General features: G+C 46.3%; 14 protein-coding genes and 1 pseudogene. 11 read left to right on the forward strand and 4 right to left on the reverse strand.

What is annotated here, in order from left to right; translation table 11 throughout:
- Positions 1-204 (reverse strand): annotated as a pseudogene (locus B3O33_RS01905) (adenine phosphoribosyltransferase); the annotation flags it as partial.
- A gap of 111 nt (positions 205-315) precedes the next feature.
- Here B3O33_RS01905 and B3O33_RS01910 point away from each other — a divergent pair.
- The 8 genes from B3O33_RS01910 (at position 316) to B3O33_RS01945 (ending at position 10,503) form a co-directional block, all read left to right on the forward strand.
- Positions 316-957: an ABC-type transport auxiliary lipoprotein family protein gene (locus B3O33_RS01910; RefSeq protein ID WP_292359254.1), complete on the forward strand. Its 642-nt coding sequence runs from the start codon at positions 316-318 to the stop codon at positions 955-957.
- A gap of 150 nt (positions 958-1,107) precedes the next feature.
- Positions 1,108-3,693, forward strand: coding sequence for a DNA gyrase subunit A (gene gyrA / locus B3O33_RS01915; RefSeq protein ID WP_292362820.1), 2,586 nt, complete (start codon positions 1,108-1,110; stop codon positions 3,691-3,693).
- A gap of 5 nt (positions 3,694-3,698) precedes the next feature.
- Positions 3,699-4,778 (forward strand): 3-phosphoserine/phosphohydroxythreonine transaminase, encoded by a 1,080-nt coding sequence (gene serC, locus B3O33_RS01920; protein WP_292359257.1) that lies wholly within the window; start codon positions 3,699-3,701, stop codon positions 4,776-4,778.
- A gap of 2 nt (positions 4,779-4,780) precedes the next feature.
- Complete coding sequence (pheA, locus tag B3O33_RS01925) at positions 4,781-5,869, forward strand: prephenate dehydratase (RefSeq protein WP_292359258.1); 1,089 nt, start codon at positions 4,781-4,783, stop codon at positions 5,867-5,869.
- A complete protein-coding gene (ispH, locus tag B3O33_RS01930) occupies positions 5,870-6,832 on the forward strand; it encodes a 4-hydroxy-3-methylbut-2-enyl diphosphate reductase (RefSeq protein WP_292359259.1) in 963 nt (320 codons plus the stop codon).
- An 8-nt stretch (positions 6,833-6,840) separates the two neighbouring features.
- The gene (locus tag B3O33_RS01935; RefSeq protein ID WP_292359260.1) at positions 6,841-8,250 is read left to right on the forward strand and encodes an ABC transporter permease; all 1,410 of its coding nucleotides are present in this window, start codon (positions 6,841-6,843) and stop codon (positions 8,248-8,250) included.
- Positions 8,247-10,280: an ABC transporter ATP-binding protein gene (locus tag B3O33_RS01940; RefSeq protein WP_292359261.1), complete on the forward strand. Its 2,034-nt coding sequence runs from the start codon at positions 8,247-8,249 to the stop codon at positions 10,278-10,280. Before B3O33_RS01935 ends, B3O33_RS01940 begins: the two co-directional genes overlap by 4 nt.
- On the forward strand, positions 10,258-10,503 hold the full coding sequence (locus B3O33_RS01945) for a DUF1244 domain-containing protein (RefSeq protein WP_292359263.1): 246 nt from the start codon (positions 10,258-10,260) through the stop codon (positions 10,501-10,503). Before B3O33_RS01940 ends, B3O33_RS01945 begins: the two co-directional genes overlap by 23 nt.
- 24 nt (positions 10,504-10,527) lie before the next feature.
- Here the strand turns inward: B3O33_RS01945 and B3O33_RS01950 are convergent, their stop codons facing one another.
- The 3 genes from B3O33_RS01950 to B3O33_RS01960 are packed head-to-tail and all read right to left on the reverse strand — an operon-like array spanning position 10,528 to position 11,400.
- Positions 10,528-10,770 (reverse strand): zf-HC2 domain-containing protein, encoded by a 243-nt coding sequence (locus B3O33_RS01950; protein ID WP_292359264.1) that lies wholly within the window; start codon positions 10,768-10,770, stop codon positions 10,528-10,530.
- Position 10,771: 1 nt separating this feature from the next.
- The gene (locus B3O33_RS01955; RefSeq protein ID WP_292362822.1) at positions 10,772-11,098 is read right to left on the reverse strand and encodes an RNA polymerase sigma factor; all 327 of its coding nucleotides are present in this window, start codon (positions 11,096-11,098) and stop codon (positions 10,772-10,774) included.
- On the reverse strand, positions 11,089-11,400 hold the full coding sequence (locus B3O33_RS01960; RefSeq protein ID WP_292362823.1) for an RNA polymerase sigma factor: 312 nt from the start codon (positions 11,398-11,400) through the stop codon (positions 11,089-11,091). Before B3O33_RS01960 ends, B3O33_RS01955 begins: the two co-directional genes overlap by 10 nt.
- Before the next feature lie 216 nt (positions 11,401-11,616).
- Here B3O33_RS01960 and B3O33_RS01965 point away from each other — a divergent pair, with 216 nt between their 5' ends.
- The 3 genes from B3O33_RS01965 to msrP all read left to right on the forward strand — a co-directional run bounded on the left by B3O33_RS01965 (position 11,617) and on the right by msrP (position 13,559).
- Complete coding sequence (locus B3O33_RS01965; RefSeq protein ID WP_292359267.1) at positions 11,617-11,910, forward strand: low-complexity protein; 294 nt, start codon at positions 11,617-11,619, stop codon at positions 11,908-11,910.
- A gap of 70 nt (positions 11,911-11,980) precedes the next feature.
- Complete coding sequence (locus B3O33_RS01970; RefSeq protein ID WP_292359268.1) at positions 11,981-12,616, forward strand: DoxX family protein; 636 nt, start codon at positions 11,981-11,983, stop codon at positions 12,614-12,616.
- Positions 12,603-13,559: a protein-methionine-sulfoxide reductase catalytic subunit MsrP gene (gene msrP, locus B3O33_RS01975; protein WP_292359270.1), complete on the forward strand. Its 957-nt coding sequence runs from the start codon at positions 12,603-12,605 to the stop codon at positions 13,557-13,559. Before B3O33_RS01970 ends, msrP begins: the two co-directional genes overlap by 14 nt.
- Positions 13,560-13,611 lie beyond the last annotated feature (52 nt).

Below are 13,611 nucleotides of genomic sequence, written 5' to 3' on the forward strand. Positions count from 1 at the left end.
GGCGGCCAGTGATCCAAAAATAAAGCCCCGTGCTTCCATACCTGCGACGGCGGTAATACCGGAATTTCGATAGGGGGCAATCAGTAATTCGACGGCCTGTCGCAGTAAGACAGGGGATTGCATAAGTGGAGTGATGTCTTTAAATAAAACGCCGGGTTCGGGAAAATCTGCAATATCACGGATCTTGGTTTTTATCTCGTCCATCTGACGCCTAAATTATTTGAGAAGGGATAGTCACCACCAGTATTATAACGACACCAATTACAAGATCTGTAATGCAATTTCCCAGAAATTTTTTCAGGAGTACAACATTTCGTGAGTAACAGATGGCAGAGAGTGCTGGTTATTATTCTGTTCAGCTTTTTAACAGGTTGTTTCGGTTTCGGAGGTTCAGACAAGAAAGCGGAAAATATTGAGCCACGCTTTTATATAGTCGATGTCGATCGCGGCAATGTGGCCGCTCAGTTTGCCCAGGGTCGTGTTTTACGCATAAAGCCCATCCGCATTGCGCCACATTACCGGACAGAAAATATTGTATTTCGTGTTGGCGAAAATGAATACCAACCGCAAGCAGGCCATTTATTACTCACCGATCCACAGGTGATGTTTACTTCTCAATTGCAGCGATGGTTATCCAAAAGTGGTTTATTCAGCGATGTAATTACCGATGATTCGCAACCAGCAGATTTGGTACTGGAAGCCGCCGTGACCAAACTTTATGGTGATGATCGTGCCGAGTATCCGCCGCAAGCAGTTTTAGAAATGCAGTTTTTTATGAGTCCAGGCGATGCTGATCGCAGCAAAATGCTGTTTCAAACCGGTTTTCGTGTTGATGCATCCATTGATAAAACAAGCCCGCAAACCGTTGTAACTGGCTGGCAAAATGCGCTGGAAGAAATTCTCGCGACTTTGGAGCAGGATTTGAGCGATTATTTTGATAAAGCTGGTACACCCTAGCAGTAACTTATAATCGTGCAGGAAATCGCTCAGAGTGGTAGGATTACTGCTTTGATATGCTTGGCGCCTGTTTAGGTTTTCTCAGCAGAGTTTTTTGCCTGAAACTTCAACAAGCTAGGCTTGCTTTTGTTCATTTTGGAAGAATATTAAATGTCTGAGATTGCTCTGGAACTGGACTCGATCAGTATCGAAGATGAAATGAAACAGTCCTACCTCGATTACGCTATGAGCGTTATCGTAGGTCGCGCCTTACCGGATGTCCGGGACGGCCTGAAACCTGTTCACCGTCGCGTCTTGTACGCCATGCGTGAATTAGGAAACAGCTGGAACAGCCCATACAAAAAATCTGCTCGTATTGTCGGTGACGTTATCGGTAAATATCACCCACATGGTGATACAGCGGTATATGACACCATGGTGCGAATGGCTCAGCCATTTTCGATGCGCTACATGTTGGTTGATGGTCAGGGTAACTTCGGTTCGGTCGATGGTGATCCTCCTGCCGCAATGCGTTATACCGAAGTACGCATGGCGAAAATCGCCCACGAAATGCTGGCCGATCTGGACAAGGAAACGGTCGATTTCATTCCCAACTATGATGAATCCGAATCTGAGCCGGCTGTCCTGCCAACCCGTTTTCCGGCGTTATTAGTTAACGGCTCATCCGGTATTGCCGTGGGTATGGCAACCAATATCCCGCCGCATAATCTGACTGAAATTCTCAATGCCTGTATTGCGATTATTGATGAGCCGGGTGTCACTACCCGTGAGTTAATGCAGTATGTACCGGGCCCGGATTTTCCAACCGCCGGTATTATCAATGGTGCCAACGGCATTGCCGAAGCCTATGAAACCGGTCGAGGCCGTGTTTATATGCGTGCCCGCGCTGAGATCGAAACCAATGAAGCGACGGGCCAGCAAAGCATCATCGTTCACGAGCTGCCTTATCAGGTAAACAAAGCCCGCTTGCTGGAAAAAATCGCCGAACTGGTCAAAGAGAAAAAAATTGAAGGTATTTCCGCACTGCGTGATGAGTCTGATAAAGATGGCATGCGGATGGTGGTCGTCATTAAACGTGGTGATGTTCCTGAAGTTATTCTGAACAATCTTTACCAGCAAACCCAGTTACAAACGGTGTTTGGTATCAATATGGTGGCAATCGTTGATGGTCAGCCACGCACACTGGGCCTGAAACCGATTCTTGAAGCCTTTATCCGTCATCGCCGTGAAGTCGTCACGCGTCGTTCGATTTATGAACTGCGTAAAGCCCGTGACCGTGCACATATTTTGGAAGGTCTGGCAACCGCACTTGCCAATATCGATGAAGTTATTGAGCTGATCAAAGCGTCACCAAGCCCGTCTGAAGCCAGAGAAGCCCTGTTATCCCAGGGTTGGCGAAGTGAAATGATTCTGGAAATGCTGGGTGCCGCTGGTGCACAGGCTTCACGTCCGGAAGATTTGGCCGCTGAGTTCGGTCTGGTTGATGGCCAATATTATTTATCACCGGTTCAGGCGCAAGCCATTCTGGATATGCGTTTGCACAGATTGACGGGGCTGGAACAGGACAAAATCCTGCAGGAATACCGTGAGGTTCTGGATCAAATCCGTGTGCTGCTGGCGATTCTGAGTGACCCGGATAATCTGATGGCTGTTATTCGTCAGGAATTAGTGGCCATTAACGAAGAATATGGTGATAACCGTCGTACCGAAATTCTGGATACCCATCTGGATTTGACGCTGGAAGATCTGATCACCGAAGAAGAAATGGTGGTGACCTTATCGCATGCCGGTTATGCCAAAACGCAGCAGCTGGATACCTATCAGGCACAACGTCGAGGCGGAAAAGGCAAAGCAGCGACCTCAATGAAAGATGAAGATTTCATTGAACATCTGTTTATTGCCAATACCCATGACACCTTATTGTGCTTCTCCAGTGCCGGTAAGGTTTACTGGAAGAAAGTCTACGAATTGCCGCAAGGCGGTCGTACAGCCCGTGGTAAGCCGATTGTGAACCTGTTACCACTGGATGAAGGCGAACGTATTAATGCGGTATTGCCAATCCGTGAGTTTGAAGCAGATAAGTTTATCTTTATGGCAACGGCGAGCGGTACCGTCAAGAAAACCCCATTAGTCGATTATTCACGCCCAAGAGCTAACGGTATTATCGCCGTGGATCTGAAAGATGATGACCGGCTGGTTGGAGTGGCATTAACCGGTGGTGAATCTGACGTCATGCTGTTCAGCAGCAACGGCAAGGTTATTCGTTTCCCTGAAACCGATGTGCGTTCCATGGGCCGTGTTTCTCGCGGTGTTCGTGGCATGCGTCTGGCCGATGGGGAACAGATTATTTCACTGATTATTGCCCAGCAGGAAGGTGCCATTCTGACCGCAACCGAATTCGGTTACGGTAAACGTACTAACCTGGAAGAATACCGTGTCCAGGGTCGTGGTGGTCAGGGCATTATCTCGATTCAGACCTCTGCCCGTAACGGTCAGGTGGTGGGTGCAGTGCAAGTCTGTGAAGAAGACCAGATCATGTTGATTACCAATGGCGGTACGCTGGTTCGTACCCCGGTTAAACATGTTTCTCTGGTGGGTCGTAACACGCAGGGTGTTCGCCTGATTAATCTCAGTAATGATGAAAAACTGGTGGGTCTGGAACGTGTTATCGAAGACGAAGATGAAGATCTTGATCTGGATGACCTGCCACATACTGACGACTTAACGGAAGAATAAGCACTTTGAGAGCCTATAATTTTAGTGCCGGCCCAGCGATGTTGCCGGACGAAGTGATGCTGATTGCCCAGCAGGAAATGCTGGACTGGCATGGCACAGGCATGTCGGTGATGGAAATGAGTCACCGGGGGCCGGAATATACTTCTATCGCAGAACAAGCCGAAGCTGATTTACGTGATTTGATGGGAATTTCAGACGAGTATGCGGTGCTGTTTTTGCAAGGCGGAGCATCAAGCCAGTTTTCGATGATTCCGATGAATCTGCTTAATGGTAAAAGCCATGCAGATTATTTTAATACCGGGGCATGGTCAGAAAAAGCCATTGCTGAAGCAGGCCGCTATACTAAAGTGAATGTGGTCGCTGATGCCAAGCCATCGCATTATCGAACCATTCCCGATGAAACAGAGTGGCAGTTGTCTGATAATGCGGCTTACGTGCATTACACGCCCAATGAAACTATTCATGGGCTGGAATTTGCTGACATTCCGGAAGTAGGGGATACCCCTTTAATTGCTGATATGTCATCAACCATTCTGTCACGTCCGGTTGATGTCAATCGTTTTGGGCTGATTTACGCTGGTGCACAGAAAAATATCGGTCCGGCCGGTTTGTGTATTGTCATTGTGCGTAAGGATTTGATTGGTAAAACTTTGCCGGGTACACCGACGATGTTTGACTACAAAATTCATGCGGACAATGGCTCAATGTATAACACCCCGGCTACTTACAGCTGGTATCTTGCTGGTTTGGTGTTTCAGTGGCTGAAACAGCAGGGTGGTTTACAGGGCATGGCTGAAATCAATCAGCGTAAAGCGGCCAAATTGTATGCGGCTATTGATGGCAGTGATTTTTATGCCAATCCAGTGGATATACGCTATCGCTCATGGATGAATATTCCGTTTACGCTGGCCAACAGTGATCTGGATAAACAATTTCTGGCAGATGCAGCCAAAGAAGGCTTATTAACGCTTAAGGGACATCGGGATTTGGGTGGAATGCGAGCCAGCATATACAATGCTATGCCTGAAGCCGGTGTTGATAAACTCATCTGGTTTATGTCTGAATTTGAGCGCAGGTTTGGTTAACCATGTCCGAAAAAAAAGCCCTTCAAGCCGTTCGTGAACAGATTGATAAAGTCGACAGGCAGTTACAGGATTTATTAAACGAACGTACGGCTTTAGCGCATCAGGTTGCCGAAATAAAACAGCAGTCCGGCGAGCAAACCGATTTTTATCGGCCTGAGCGCGAAGCGATGATTTTGCGACAGGTAATGGAACGCAATACCGGCCCGTTATCAGATAAAGAAATGGCCAGATTGTTTCGTGAAATTATGTCCGCCTGTCTGGCAGCAGAAAAAACCTTAAAAGTGGCTTACCTAGGCCCTGAAGGTTCGTTTACCCAGGCCGCAGCGTTAAAACATTTTGGTGGTTCCGCTGAGTTACATCCGGTCAGCACCATTGCCAATGTATTTCGGGCCGTTGAAACAGAATACGCTTGTTATGGGGTCGTACCGGTTGAAAACTCCACAGAAGGCATGGTCAACCATACGCTTGACAGATTCGCCAGTTCGCCACTGAAAATCAACGGTGAAGTGACCTTGCGTATTCATCATTACTTATTGAGCAATGCATCGCAATTATCTGATATAAAAAAGGTTTATGCTCATCCTCAGGCCTTGGCACAATGCCGGCAATGGTTGGGTGATCAACTTCCCCAAGTGGAACTGATTCCACTGGACAGCAACTCCGAGGCGGCGAAACGTGTTGCTGAAATGGGTGAGGATTGCGCTGCAATTGCTGCAAGTACGGCCGCTGAAATTTATGGCTTGCAAGTGCTGGCCAGTAACATTGAAGATGAAGCAGGGAATACCACCCGCTTTCTGGTGATCGGTAATCAGGATGTCGGCCCATCAGGCGTGGATAAAACAGCGTTACTGGTTTCGACAAAAAATAAACCGGGTGCGTTACAAAACTTACTCAAACCTTTGGCTGACAAAGGTATTAGTATGAGTCGTATTGAGTCCAGACCTTCACGGAAAGGTATCTGGGAATATGTGTTTTTTATCGACATTGACGGCCATTGTCAGGATCCCGTAGTTGCCAGTGCGTTACAGGAACTGGAGTCGGAATCCTCAGTTTTTCGTGTATTAGGTTCTTATCCAAAGGCAGTGTTGTAAATGGCAAAACTGGTTTTAGCCAATCCTCGGGGGTTTTGTGCTGGAGTGGATCGCGCTATTGAGATTGTAGAGCGTGCTTTGGAGCTATTTGGTGCGCCGATCTATGTACGTCATGAAGTGGTGCATAACCGAACAGTCGTTGAAGACTTGCGTAATAAAGGCGCGATTTTCATTGAAGAATTGTCTGATGTACCCGATAACAGCACATTAATCTTCAGTGCGCATGGTGTTTCCAAAGCGGTGCAGGAAGAGGGTAAACAGCGTGGTCTGAAAGTATTTGATGCGACCTGTCCTTTGGTGACTAAAGTACACCTTGAGGTCGCCAAACATGAAAAAGTGGCTCGTGAATGCATTCTGATTGGGCATGCCGGGCATCCCGAAGTGGAAGGCACGATGGGACAATATACGGCTGATCCCACAGCAATGTATCTGGTCGAGTCACCGGAAGATGTGGCGAAATTAAAAGTCAATGATCCCAATAATCTGTCATTTGTAACCCAAACCACCTTGTCTGTGGATGATACCAAGCTGGTCATCGATGCGTTGCGAGAGCGTTTTCCAAACATCATTGGCCCAGGTAAAGATGATATTTGTTATGCCACACAGAATCGTCAGGATGCCGTAAAACGTTTGGCTGAAAATTGTGATCTGGTACTGGTGGTTGGCTCAATCAATAGTTCAAACTCCAATAGACTCAAAGAGTTAGCTAATAAACTTGGTACAGAGTCTTATCTTATCGATAATGCTGATGAAATACGTCTGGATTGGTTGAAAGACAAACAGAATATTGGTTTGACTGCCGGTGCATCTGCGCCTGAATCATTGGTCCAGGCTGTGGTTGATAAACTCAAAATGCTGGGCGTTGAGGCGGTTACTGAAGATACCGGCCAGATTGAAAATATTGCTTTCTCGTTACCGAAAGCACTTAAAGTGGATATTTCCAGCCTCAGAAAATCAACCTAAGGACAGCCATGCCCTTTCTGCCGGTATTTTTGTGGACCGACATTCTGATTTTCATTCTGCTGACTGTTATAACGGCTGGGATATTCTACCTGCGTAGTAAACCGCATTTACGTGCTCCCTGGATTATGGTGATGCAGCGTAAACGCGGTGTCATTTCCATCATTATCCTATTGAGTTATGTCAGTATCGGTTTTCTCGATTCATTGCATTTTCGAACGGCATTAGCGTCTGAGAGCAATACACAGCAACATTATTCAACTGAAGTGCTTAGTGTACTGGACTGGCTGATAACGCCCATCCGTACTCAGGTTGAAAAAACTTATTCTGCGCCGTTTGCAACCCATTTATTTGTCAAGGAAATGCAAGTCGTGCAGGGCGGGCAGTTGGAATACAACTATCCACGCTTACAGCATTCCGCCCAACACCTGGCAACTGAAACAGAAAAATGGGCTGATGTCAGCAGGATTGTGGCGAAAAGCACGTATACAGCTGTCATCTTCACAGCGCTGCTGATCGTTTTTTATATTCTGTATTGGAAGATACGTTACCGGCATCCCGCTTTTGCTAAGCTCAAACGGCTGCTGCGCGGAGAGTCCGATTATCCGATCCGCACCTTTTATCTGATGATTTTTCTGCTGAGCTGGTTAAGCATTACATTGATAATGCTGAGCCAGTATTACCATGTGTTTGGCACGGATAAAGTCGGGCAAAGTGTCCTGTATCAGGCGCTGAAAAGCATCAGAACAGGGCTGGCGATTGGCACGTTGACTACACTGATAATGTTACCGCTGGCTATTTTCCTGGGTATCAGCGCGGGTTATTTCAAAGGCTGGGTTGACGACGTTATTCAGTATATTTACACTACCTTAAACTCTATTCCCGGCGTGTTATTAATCGCAGCTGCAGTATTAATGTTGCAGGTGTATATGAATACGCATCCAGAAAACTTTGCCACCATTGCCGAAAGGGCAGATATCCGTTTGCTGTTTTTGTGTTTGATACTTGGTGTCACAAGTTGGACAGGCCTGTGCCGTATCCTGCGGGGTGAAACACTCAAATTACGCGAAGCCGAATATGTATTGGCTGCCCGATCATTAGGGGTAAGTAATCTGAATATCCTGCATCGCCATATCCTGCCAAACCTGATGCATATCGTTTTGATTACTGTGGTGCTGGACTTCAGTGGACTGGTGCTGGCTGAAGCTGTGTTGTCGTATGTCGGGGTCGGCGTTGACCCATCAATGATCAGTTGGGGCAATATGATTAACAGTGCACGACTTGAAATGGGCCGTGAACCGGTGGTCTGGTGGTCTTTAACTGCAGCATTTATCTCGATGTTCATGTTGGTACTGGCCGCTAACTTATTTGCCGATGTGGTACGCGATGCCTTTGATCCAAGAATGCAGAGGGCACGATGAGTTCGACGGCATTATTGGAGGTTAAAGGTCTCAAAACCTGGTTTGCCAGTAAAGATCAGCCTTTTAAAGCGGTTGATGGTATCGATTTTACCCTCCAGCAAGGCGAGACCTTTGCCTTACTCGGCGAATCAGGCTGTGGTAAATCCATCAGTGCATTGTCCCTGTTGAGGTTGAATCCTTACCCAGCCAGTCAGATTGTGGCAGGTGAAATCAATTTAAATGGTCAGGATCTGCTCAAACTTTCCGAAGCAGAAATGGAGTCGGTTCGGGGCAGACGGGTCGCTATGATCTTTCAGGAACCACAAAGTTCTCTGAATCCAGTATTGACCATTGGGCAGCAGATCGGTGAAACATTGCGCTGGCATTTCAAATTATCGCCACAGGATATACAGCAGCGCAGTGTGAACTTACTGGATTCTGTTGGTATACCTGATCCTCTGCGACGCCTTAAAGAATACCCACATCAAATGTCTGGTGGCATGAAGCAGCGTGTGATGATCGCCATGGCATTAGCCGGTGAGCCGGAGTTATTGATTGCGGATGAGCCCACCACAGCATTGGACGTCACCATTCAGGCACAGATACTGGATTTACTTAAACAGATTCAGCGTGATACCGGGATGGCGATTTTACTTATAACGCATGATCTTGGTGTGGCAGCCCAGATGGCGGATCACATTGCTGTGATGTATGCCGGACAAATTGTAGAACAGACAGACAGACAGACATTTTTTGAACATCCCCAACACCCGTATTCACAAAAACTCTTTGAAGCTTTGCCCGGTGAACAAAAACGTGAACAACGTTTAACAGTGATTAAAGGCAATGTCCCGCCGTTAAATCAGAATTTTGTTGGCTGCCGGTTTGCTGAGCGTTGTGATCATGCCTGGGAGCATTGTCATCAGCATGAGCCACGATGGATTGAAACGGAACAAACAGGTGTCCGTTGTCATTTATATGACTCTGCGATAGTTTCTTCACGAGCTGAAGCAATCAAACCATTACATGCTTCACACCTATCAGATGTGGTTCCCTCACAGGTGCATGCGCTTGATGTCAGGGGATTAAAAATTCATTTCCCCATTCGCAAAGGTATTTTGCAGCGCACGGTGGGTCACGTTAAAGCGGTGGATGGTGTCAACCTGACATTACATAATGCTGAAACGCTGGCACTGGTGGGCGAATCCGGCTGCGGCAAGACCACGGTGGGTAAAGGCATTTTACAGCTGGTTAAGGTGACTGCTGGTGAAGTGAGTTTTCAGGGGAAAGTGCTAAACCGGCTATCTCAACGTGAATTAAAACCTTACCGGGGTCAGTTGCAGATCATTTTTCAGGATCCATTTTCATCAATGAATCCAAGGATGACCGTTGAGCAGATTATTGAAGAAGCGATAGACAGGTCGAGGTTTCGAAAAGATCCTGATGCCAGATCTGAATATGTTGATTCATTACTTGAACGTGTCGGCCTGCGTGCGGATATCCGACATCGTTACCCCCATGAATTTTCCGGGGGACAACGTCAACGGATTTGTATTGCTCGTGCGCTGGCGACTGAACCTGAAGTCATTATCTGTGATGAGCCTACCAGTGCGCTGGATGTCTCAGTGCAGGCGCAAATTCTGAATTTACTGCGTGATATTCAACATGAGTTTGGGCTGTCGTTTTTATTTATTACGCATAATATCGGTGTAGTGGATTATCTGGCGCATCGGGTGGCTGTAATGTATCTGGGCAGAATTGTCGAACAGGGTACTCGCAAGCAAGTGCTGGATTCGCCTAAACATCCCTATACACAGGCTTTATTAGCCGCTGTACCGGATTTGAATAAGCAACATCTGCAGGTTGCGGTCAGGGGCGAATTACCTTCGCCCGCCAATCCACCTGCAGGGTGTCATTTCCATCAACGCTGTCAGCAGGTGATGCCAATTTGCCATGATCAGTATCCATCCACTACGGTGCTGGAAAATGGCCATCAGGTTAATTGTTTTTTATATGAAGAGGATGAAGATGGACAAACAAACACAAACTGAACTGGAAGCTGCGGCATTTCGCAGATTGGTTGCACATTTACAGGAACGTACTGACGTACAGAATATTGATTTAATGAATCTGGCAGGTTTTTGCCGTAATTGCCTGTCTAAATGGTATCTGGCCGCGGCAGAAGAAAAGGGCGTGGAAATGGATTATGATGCTGCCCGTGAACATGTCTATGGCATGTCTTATGACGAGTGGAAACAAAAGTATCAGAAATAGAGATTATTCAGTGCCAGCAGACATTTATTGTTTGCTGGCGTTTTCCTGAAGATGTTTGGCCATAGCTTTCATTTTGTCGTCAACAATCACCGCATGGGTTGCTGGCAATTGTCGGATACTGAGTATGGTGGTTTTTAACTGACGTACATGGTTTCGGCAGTTATGGCAAAGAAACAAATGTAACTTGAATGCCATGCGTTGCTGAAATGACAAATCTTTATCCAGATAATCACTGGCCATTGCTTCGATGTCACGGCATTTAAGCATATTAACTATTTTCCTGATATTGATGGATTTTTTGCTGTATCGCAGAGCGTGCACGATGCAATAACACTCTTGCATTGGACGCAGAGATATTCAGAATGTTACAGATTTCCTGCATTGACTCACCTTCCAGATCATACATAGTTAATACCGCTTGTTGCTGTGGCGGCAGTTGGGCAAAGGTTTGCTGAATGATTTCCTTGAGCTGATGATTGGCAATGATTGCTTCAGGGGTATCAATATCCCATTGTGAAACTTGCTCTCGCCAGTGATCTTTATGATTAAAACGGTCATCTGTATCAAGCTGTTGCCAGTTTTCATCTAATGACACCTGGCGTTTTTCCCGNNTTCCCGGCGTAACCTGGTTTTGGCAGCATTTGCTGTAATTTGCACCAGCCAGGTATACAAACTGCTTCGCCCCCCAAAATCTGCCAGTGAGCCGATAGCCGAAATCCACGCATCCTGAGCGATTTCTTCAGCAAAGGCTTCACCAATGATAGCTTTGGCGATCATCACCATTTTGGGATGGTACAACGCTACCGCTATTTCAAATGCCGTTGAGTCACCGGCCAGCATGCCTTTAATTAACGCTGCATCATCGCCAAAGTCTTTCTGGTCAAACTTCTCCGTCATGTTGTTAGATACATAAATAAAAACATGCTTAGCTGCTCGTATAGGATATTTATCTGAGTTTAGACATGTTTACTGGATTTATCTTTACAAAATTCATCGATTGAGAAAAATTTTACTTTAGTTTGTAACAAACGTTTTACTCGTCAGTCTATGCTAACAAGCCCGGGCTATAGAGACGGGCTGATGATGTGATTTAAAACATAAGGAATTTAAGACATGGCTATGAACAAAAAAACCTCTATTGCATTGGCTGCCAGTGCAGCAATGACTGCGGGGCTGGCTTTATCACCAATGGCTGCGGCTGATAGCAACCCATTCCAATCTTCTGAATTAACCAATGGTTACATGCAGTTAGCAAAACATCACGAAGAAGGTAAATGTGGTGAAGCAAAATGCGGTGAAGACAGCAAAAAAGATAAAGAAGGAAAATGCGGCGAAGCCAAATGTGGTGAAGACAGCAAAAAGGATAAAGAAGGTAAATGCGGTGAAGGTAAATGTGGTGGTAACTGATTCAATTTATCGTGATTAACCAAAATAGCAGGGGCGTTAAGCCCCTGTTTTCCTCTGAGAGGTTATAAAAATGGTTAAATTCATCGCTAGTCTACAGCATTTATTGAATACCACTCGAAACGTAGATTTTCTGGCACCCTTGTTATTGAGAGCTTACTTGATACCGGTATTCTGGGTAGCTGCCAATAACAAATGGAACCCCTTTAATCCTGACAGTTCTTTACAGAATACCATTGACTGGTTTGCCAATCCGGATTGGGGCCTGGGTTTACCGTTTCCTGAACTGATGGCCTATCTGGCCTGGGGGGCTGAATATTTTGGTGCCATTCTGTTATTACTGGGTCTGGCAGTGCGCTGGGTCAGTATTCCGTTAATGATAACGATGCTGGTTGCGGCTTTCAGTGTGCATTGGAAGAACGGCTGGCAGGCGATTCACGATCCGATGAGTGCCTTTGCTGCGGAAAATGCTCCGGCGGCAATCGAACGGTTAGATCGTGCGAAATCTATCCTGCAGGAACATGGAAATTATAGCTGGCTGACGGAACATGGCAGTCTGGTTGTACTCAATAATGGTATCGAGTTTGCTGCAACGTACTTTGTTATGTTGCTGACATTATTTTTTATCGGGGCTGGTCGATATATCAGTGTGGATTACTGGTTGGCCAAACGCTTTAAACCCAATGAGGTGAATCATGTGGATTCGTAAAAAACATTCCTGGGATATTCCTGAATCTGAAGTCACTGACTATAAGGTCTATCTGAATCGCCGACAATTTATCAATGGTGCAGCCGGATTGGCAGCAGCAAGCGCCATGCCGCTAAGTTTTGCAGCAAAAGCGCCGACAGGTGAATCTTTTGACAATCTCGGAAAAAGTAGTTTTTCTACTGATGAAAAGCTCACCACCTATGAATCCATTACGACATACAATAATTTTTATGAATTTGGCACCGATAAAGAATCACCATCGGCGTTAGCCGCTGATTTTCCGGATCGCAGTGAGCCTTGGATAGTGACGATTGATGGTGAATGCGACAAGCCGGGAAAATATGACTATAACGAACTGATTCAAGCGCAAAGCCTGGAAGAACGGATTTATCGTCTACGTTGTGTGGAAGGCTGGTCGATGGTCATTCCCTGGGTGGGATTTCCATTAGCGGAGCTTTTAAAACAGGCACAACCCAACTCCAAAGCCAAATTTGTTGAATTTACGACATTGTATGATCCCGAGCAAATGCCGGGTCAGCGTCGCCGGGTTTTAAACTGGCCCTACCTTGAAGGCTTGCGAATTGATGAGGCAATGCATCCGTTGACATTACTTGCCGTGGGGTTATATGGCCGGGAAATGCCTGGTCAGAATGGTGCACCGATTCGTCTGGTCGTGCCCTGGAAATATGGTTTTAAAAGTATCAAATCGATTGTACGAATTCGCTTTGTAGAAGAAATGCCGTTAACGGCCTGGGTGCAGGCTAATGCAGGTGAATACGGTTTTTATTCCAATGTGAACCCGGATGTAAACCATCCACGCTGGAGTCAACGTCGCGAAAGACGTATTGGCGAATTCCTCAAACGTGAAACGCTTATGTTTAACGGTTATGGTGAAGAAGTCGCAGCGTTGTACAACGGCATGGATCTGAAACGCTATTTCTAATGAGAAAGCATGTTGCCGGGCTGAAAATACTGGTTTTCAGTATCTCATTACT

The organism is Methylophaga sp. UBA1464 (assembly GCF_002325665.1).
GTDB lineage: Bacteria > Pseudomonadota > Gammaproteobacteria > Nitrosococcales > Methylophagaceae > Methylophaga.

Excerpts from the sequence above, each read along its gene's own strand:
- B3O33_RS01950 (WP_292359264.1), bottom strand. The coding sequence starts at position 10,770 with ATGCTTAAATGCCGTGACATCGAAGCAATGGCCAGTGATTATCTGGAT.
- B3O33_RS01970 (WP_292359268.1), top strand. The coding sequence starts at position 11,981 with ATGGTTAAATTCATCGCTAGTCTACAGCATTTATTGAATACCACTCGA.
- msrP (WP_292359270.1), top strand. The coding sequence starts at position 12,603 with ATGTGGATTCGTAAAAAACATTCCTGGGATATTCCTGAATCTGAAGTC.
- ispH (WP_292359259.1), top strand. The coding sequence starts at position 5,870 with ATGGCAAAACTGGTTTTAGCCAATCCTCGGGGGTTTTGTGCTGGAGTG.
- B3O33_RS01945 (WP_292359263.1), top strand. The coding sequence starts at position 10,258 with ATGGACAAACAAACACAAACTGAACTGGAAGCTGCGGCATTTCGCAGA.
- B3O33_RS01965 (WP_292359267.1), top strand. The coding sequence starts at position 11,617 with ATGGCTATGAACAAAAAAACCTCTATTGCATTGGCTGCCAGTGCAGCA.
- B3O33_RS01935 (WP_292359260.1), top strand. The coding sequence starts at position 6,841 with ATGCCCTTTCTGCCGGTATTTTTGTGGACCGACATTCTGATTTTCATT.
- pheA (WP_292359258.1), top strand. The coding sequence starts at position 4,781 with ATGTCCGAAAAAAAAGCCCTTCAAGCCGTTCGTGAACAGATTGATAAA.
- B3O33_RS01940 (WP_292359261.1), top strand. The coding sequence starts at position 8,247 with ATGAGTTCGACGGCATTATTGGAGGTTAAAGGTCTCAAAACCTGGTTT.
- gyrA (WP_292362820.1), top strand. The coding sequence starts at position 1,108 with ATGTCTGAGATTGCTCTGGAACTGGACTCGATCAGTATCGAAGATGAA.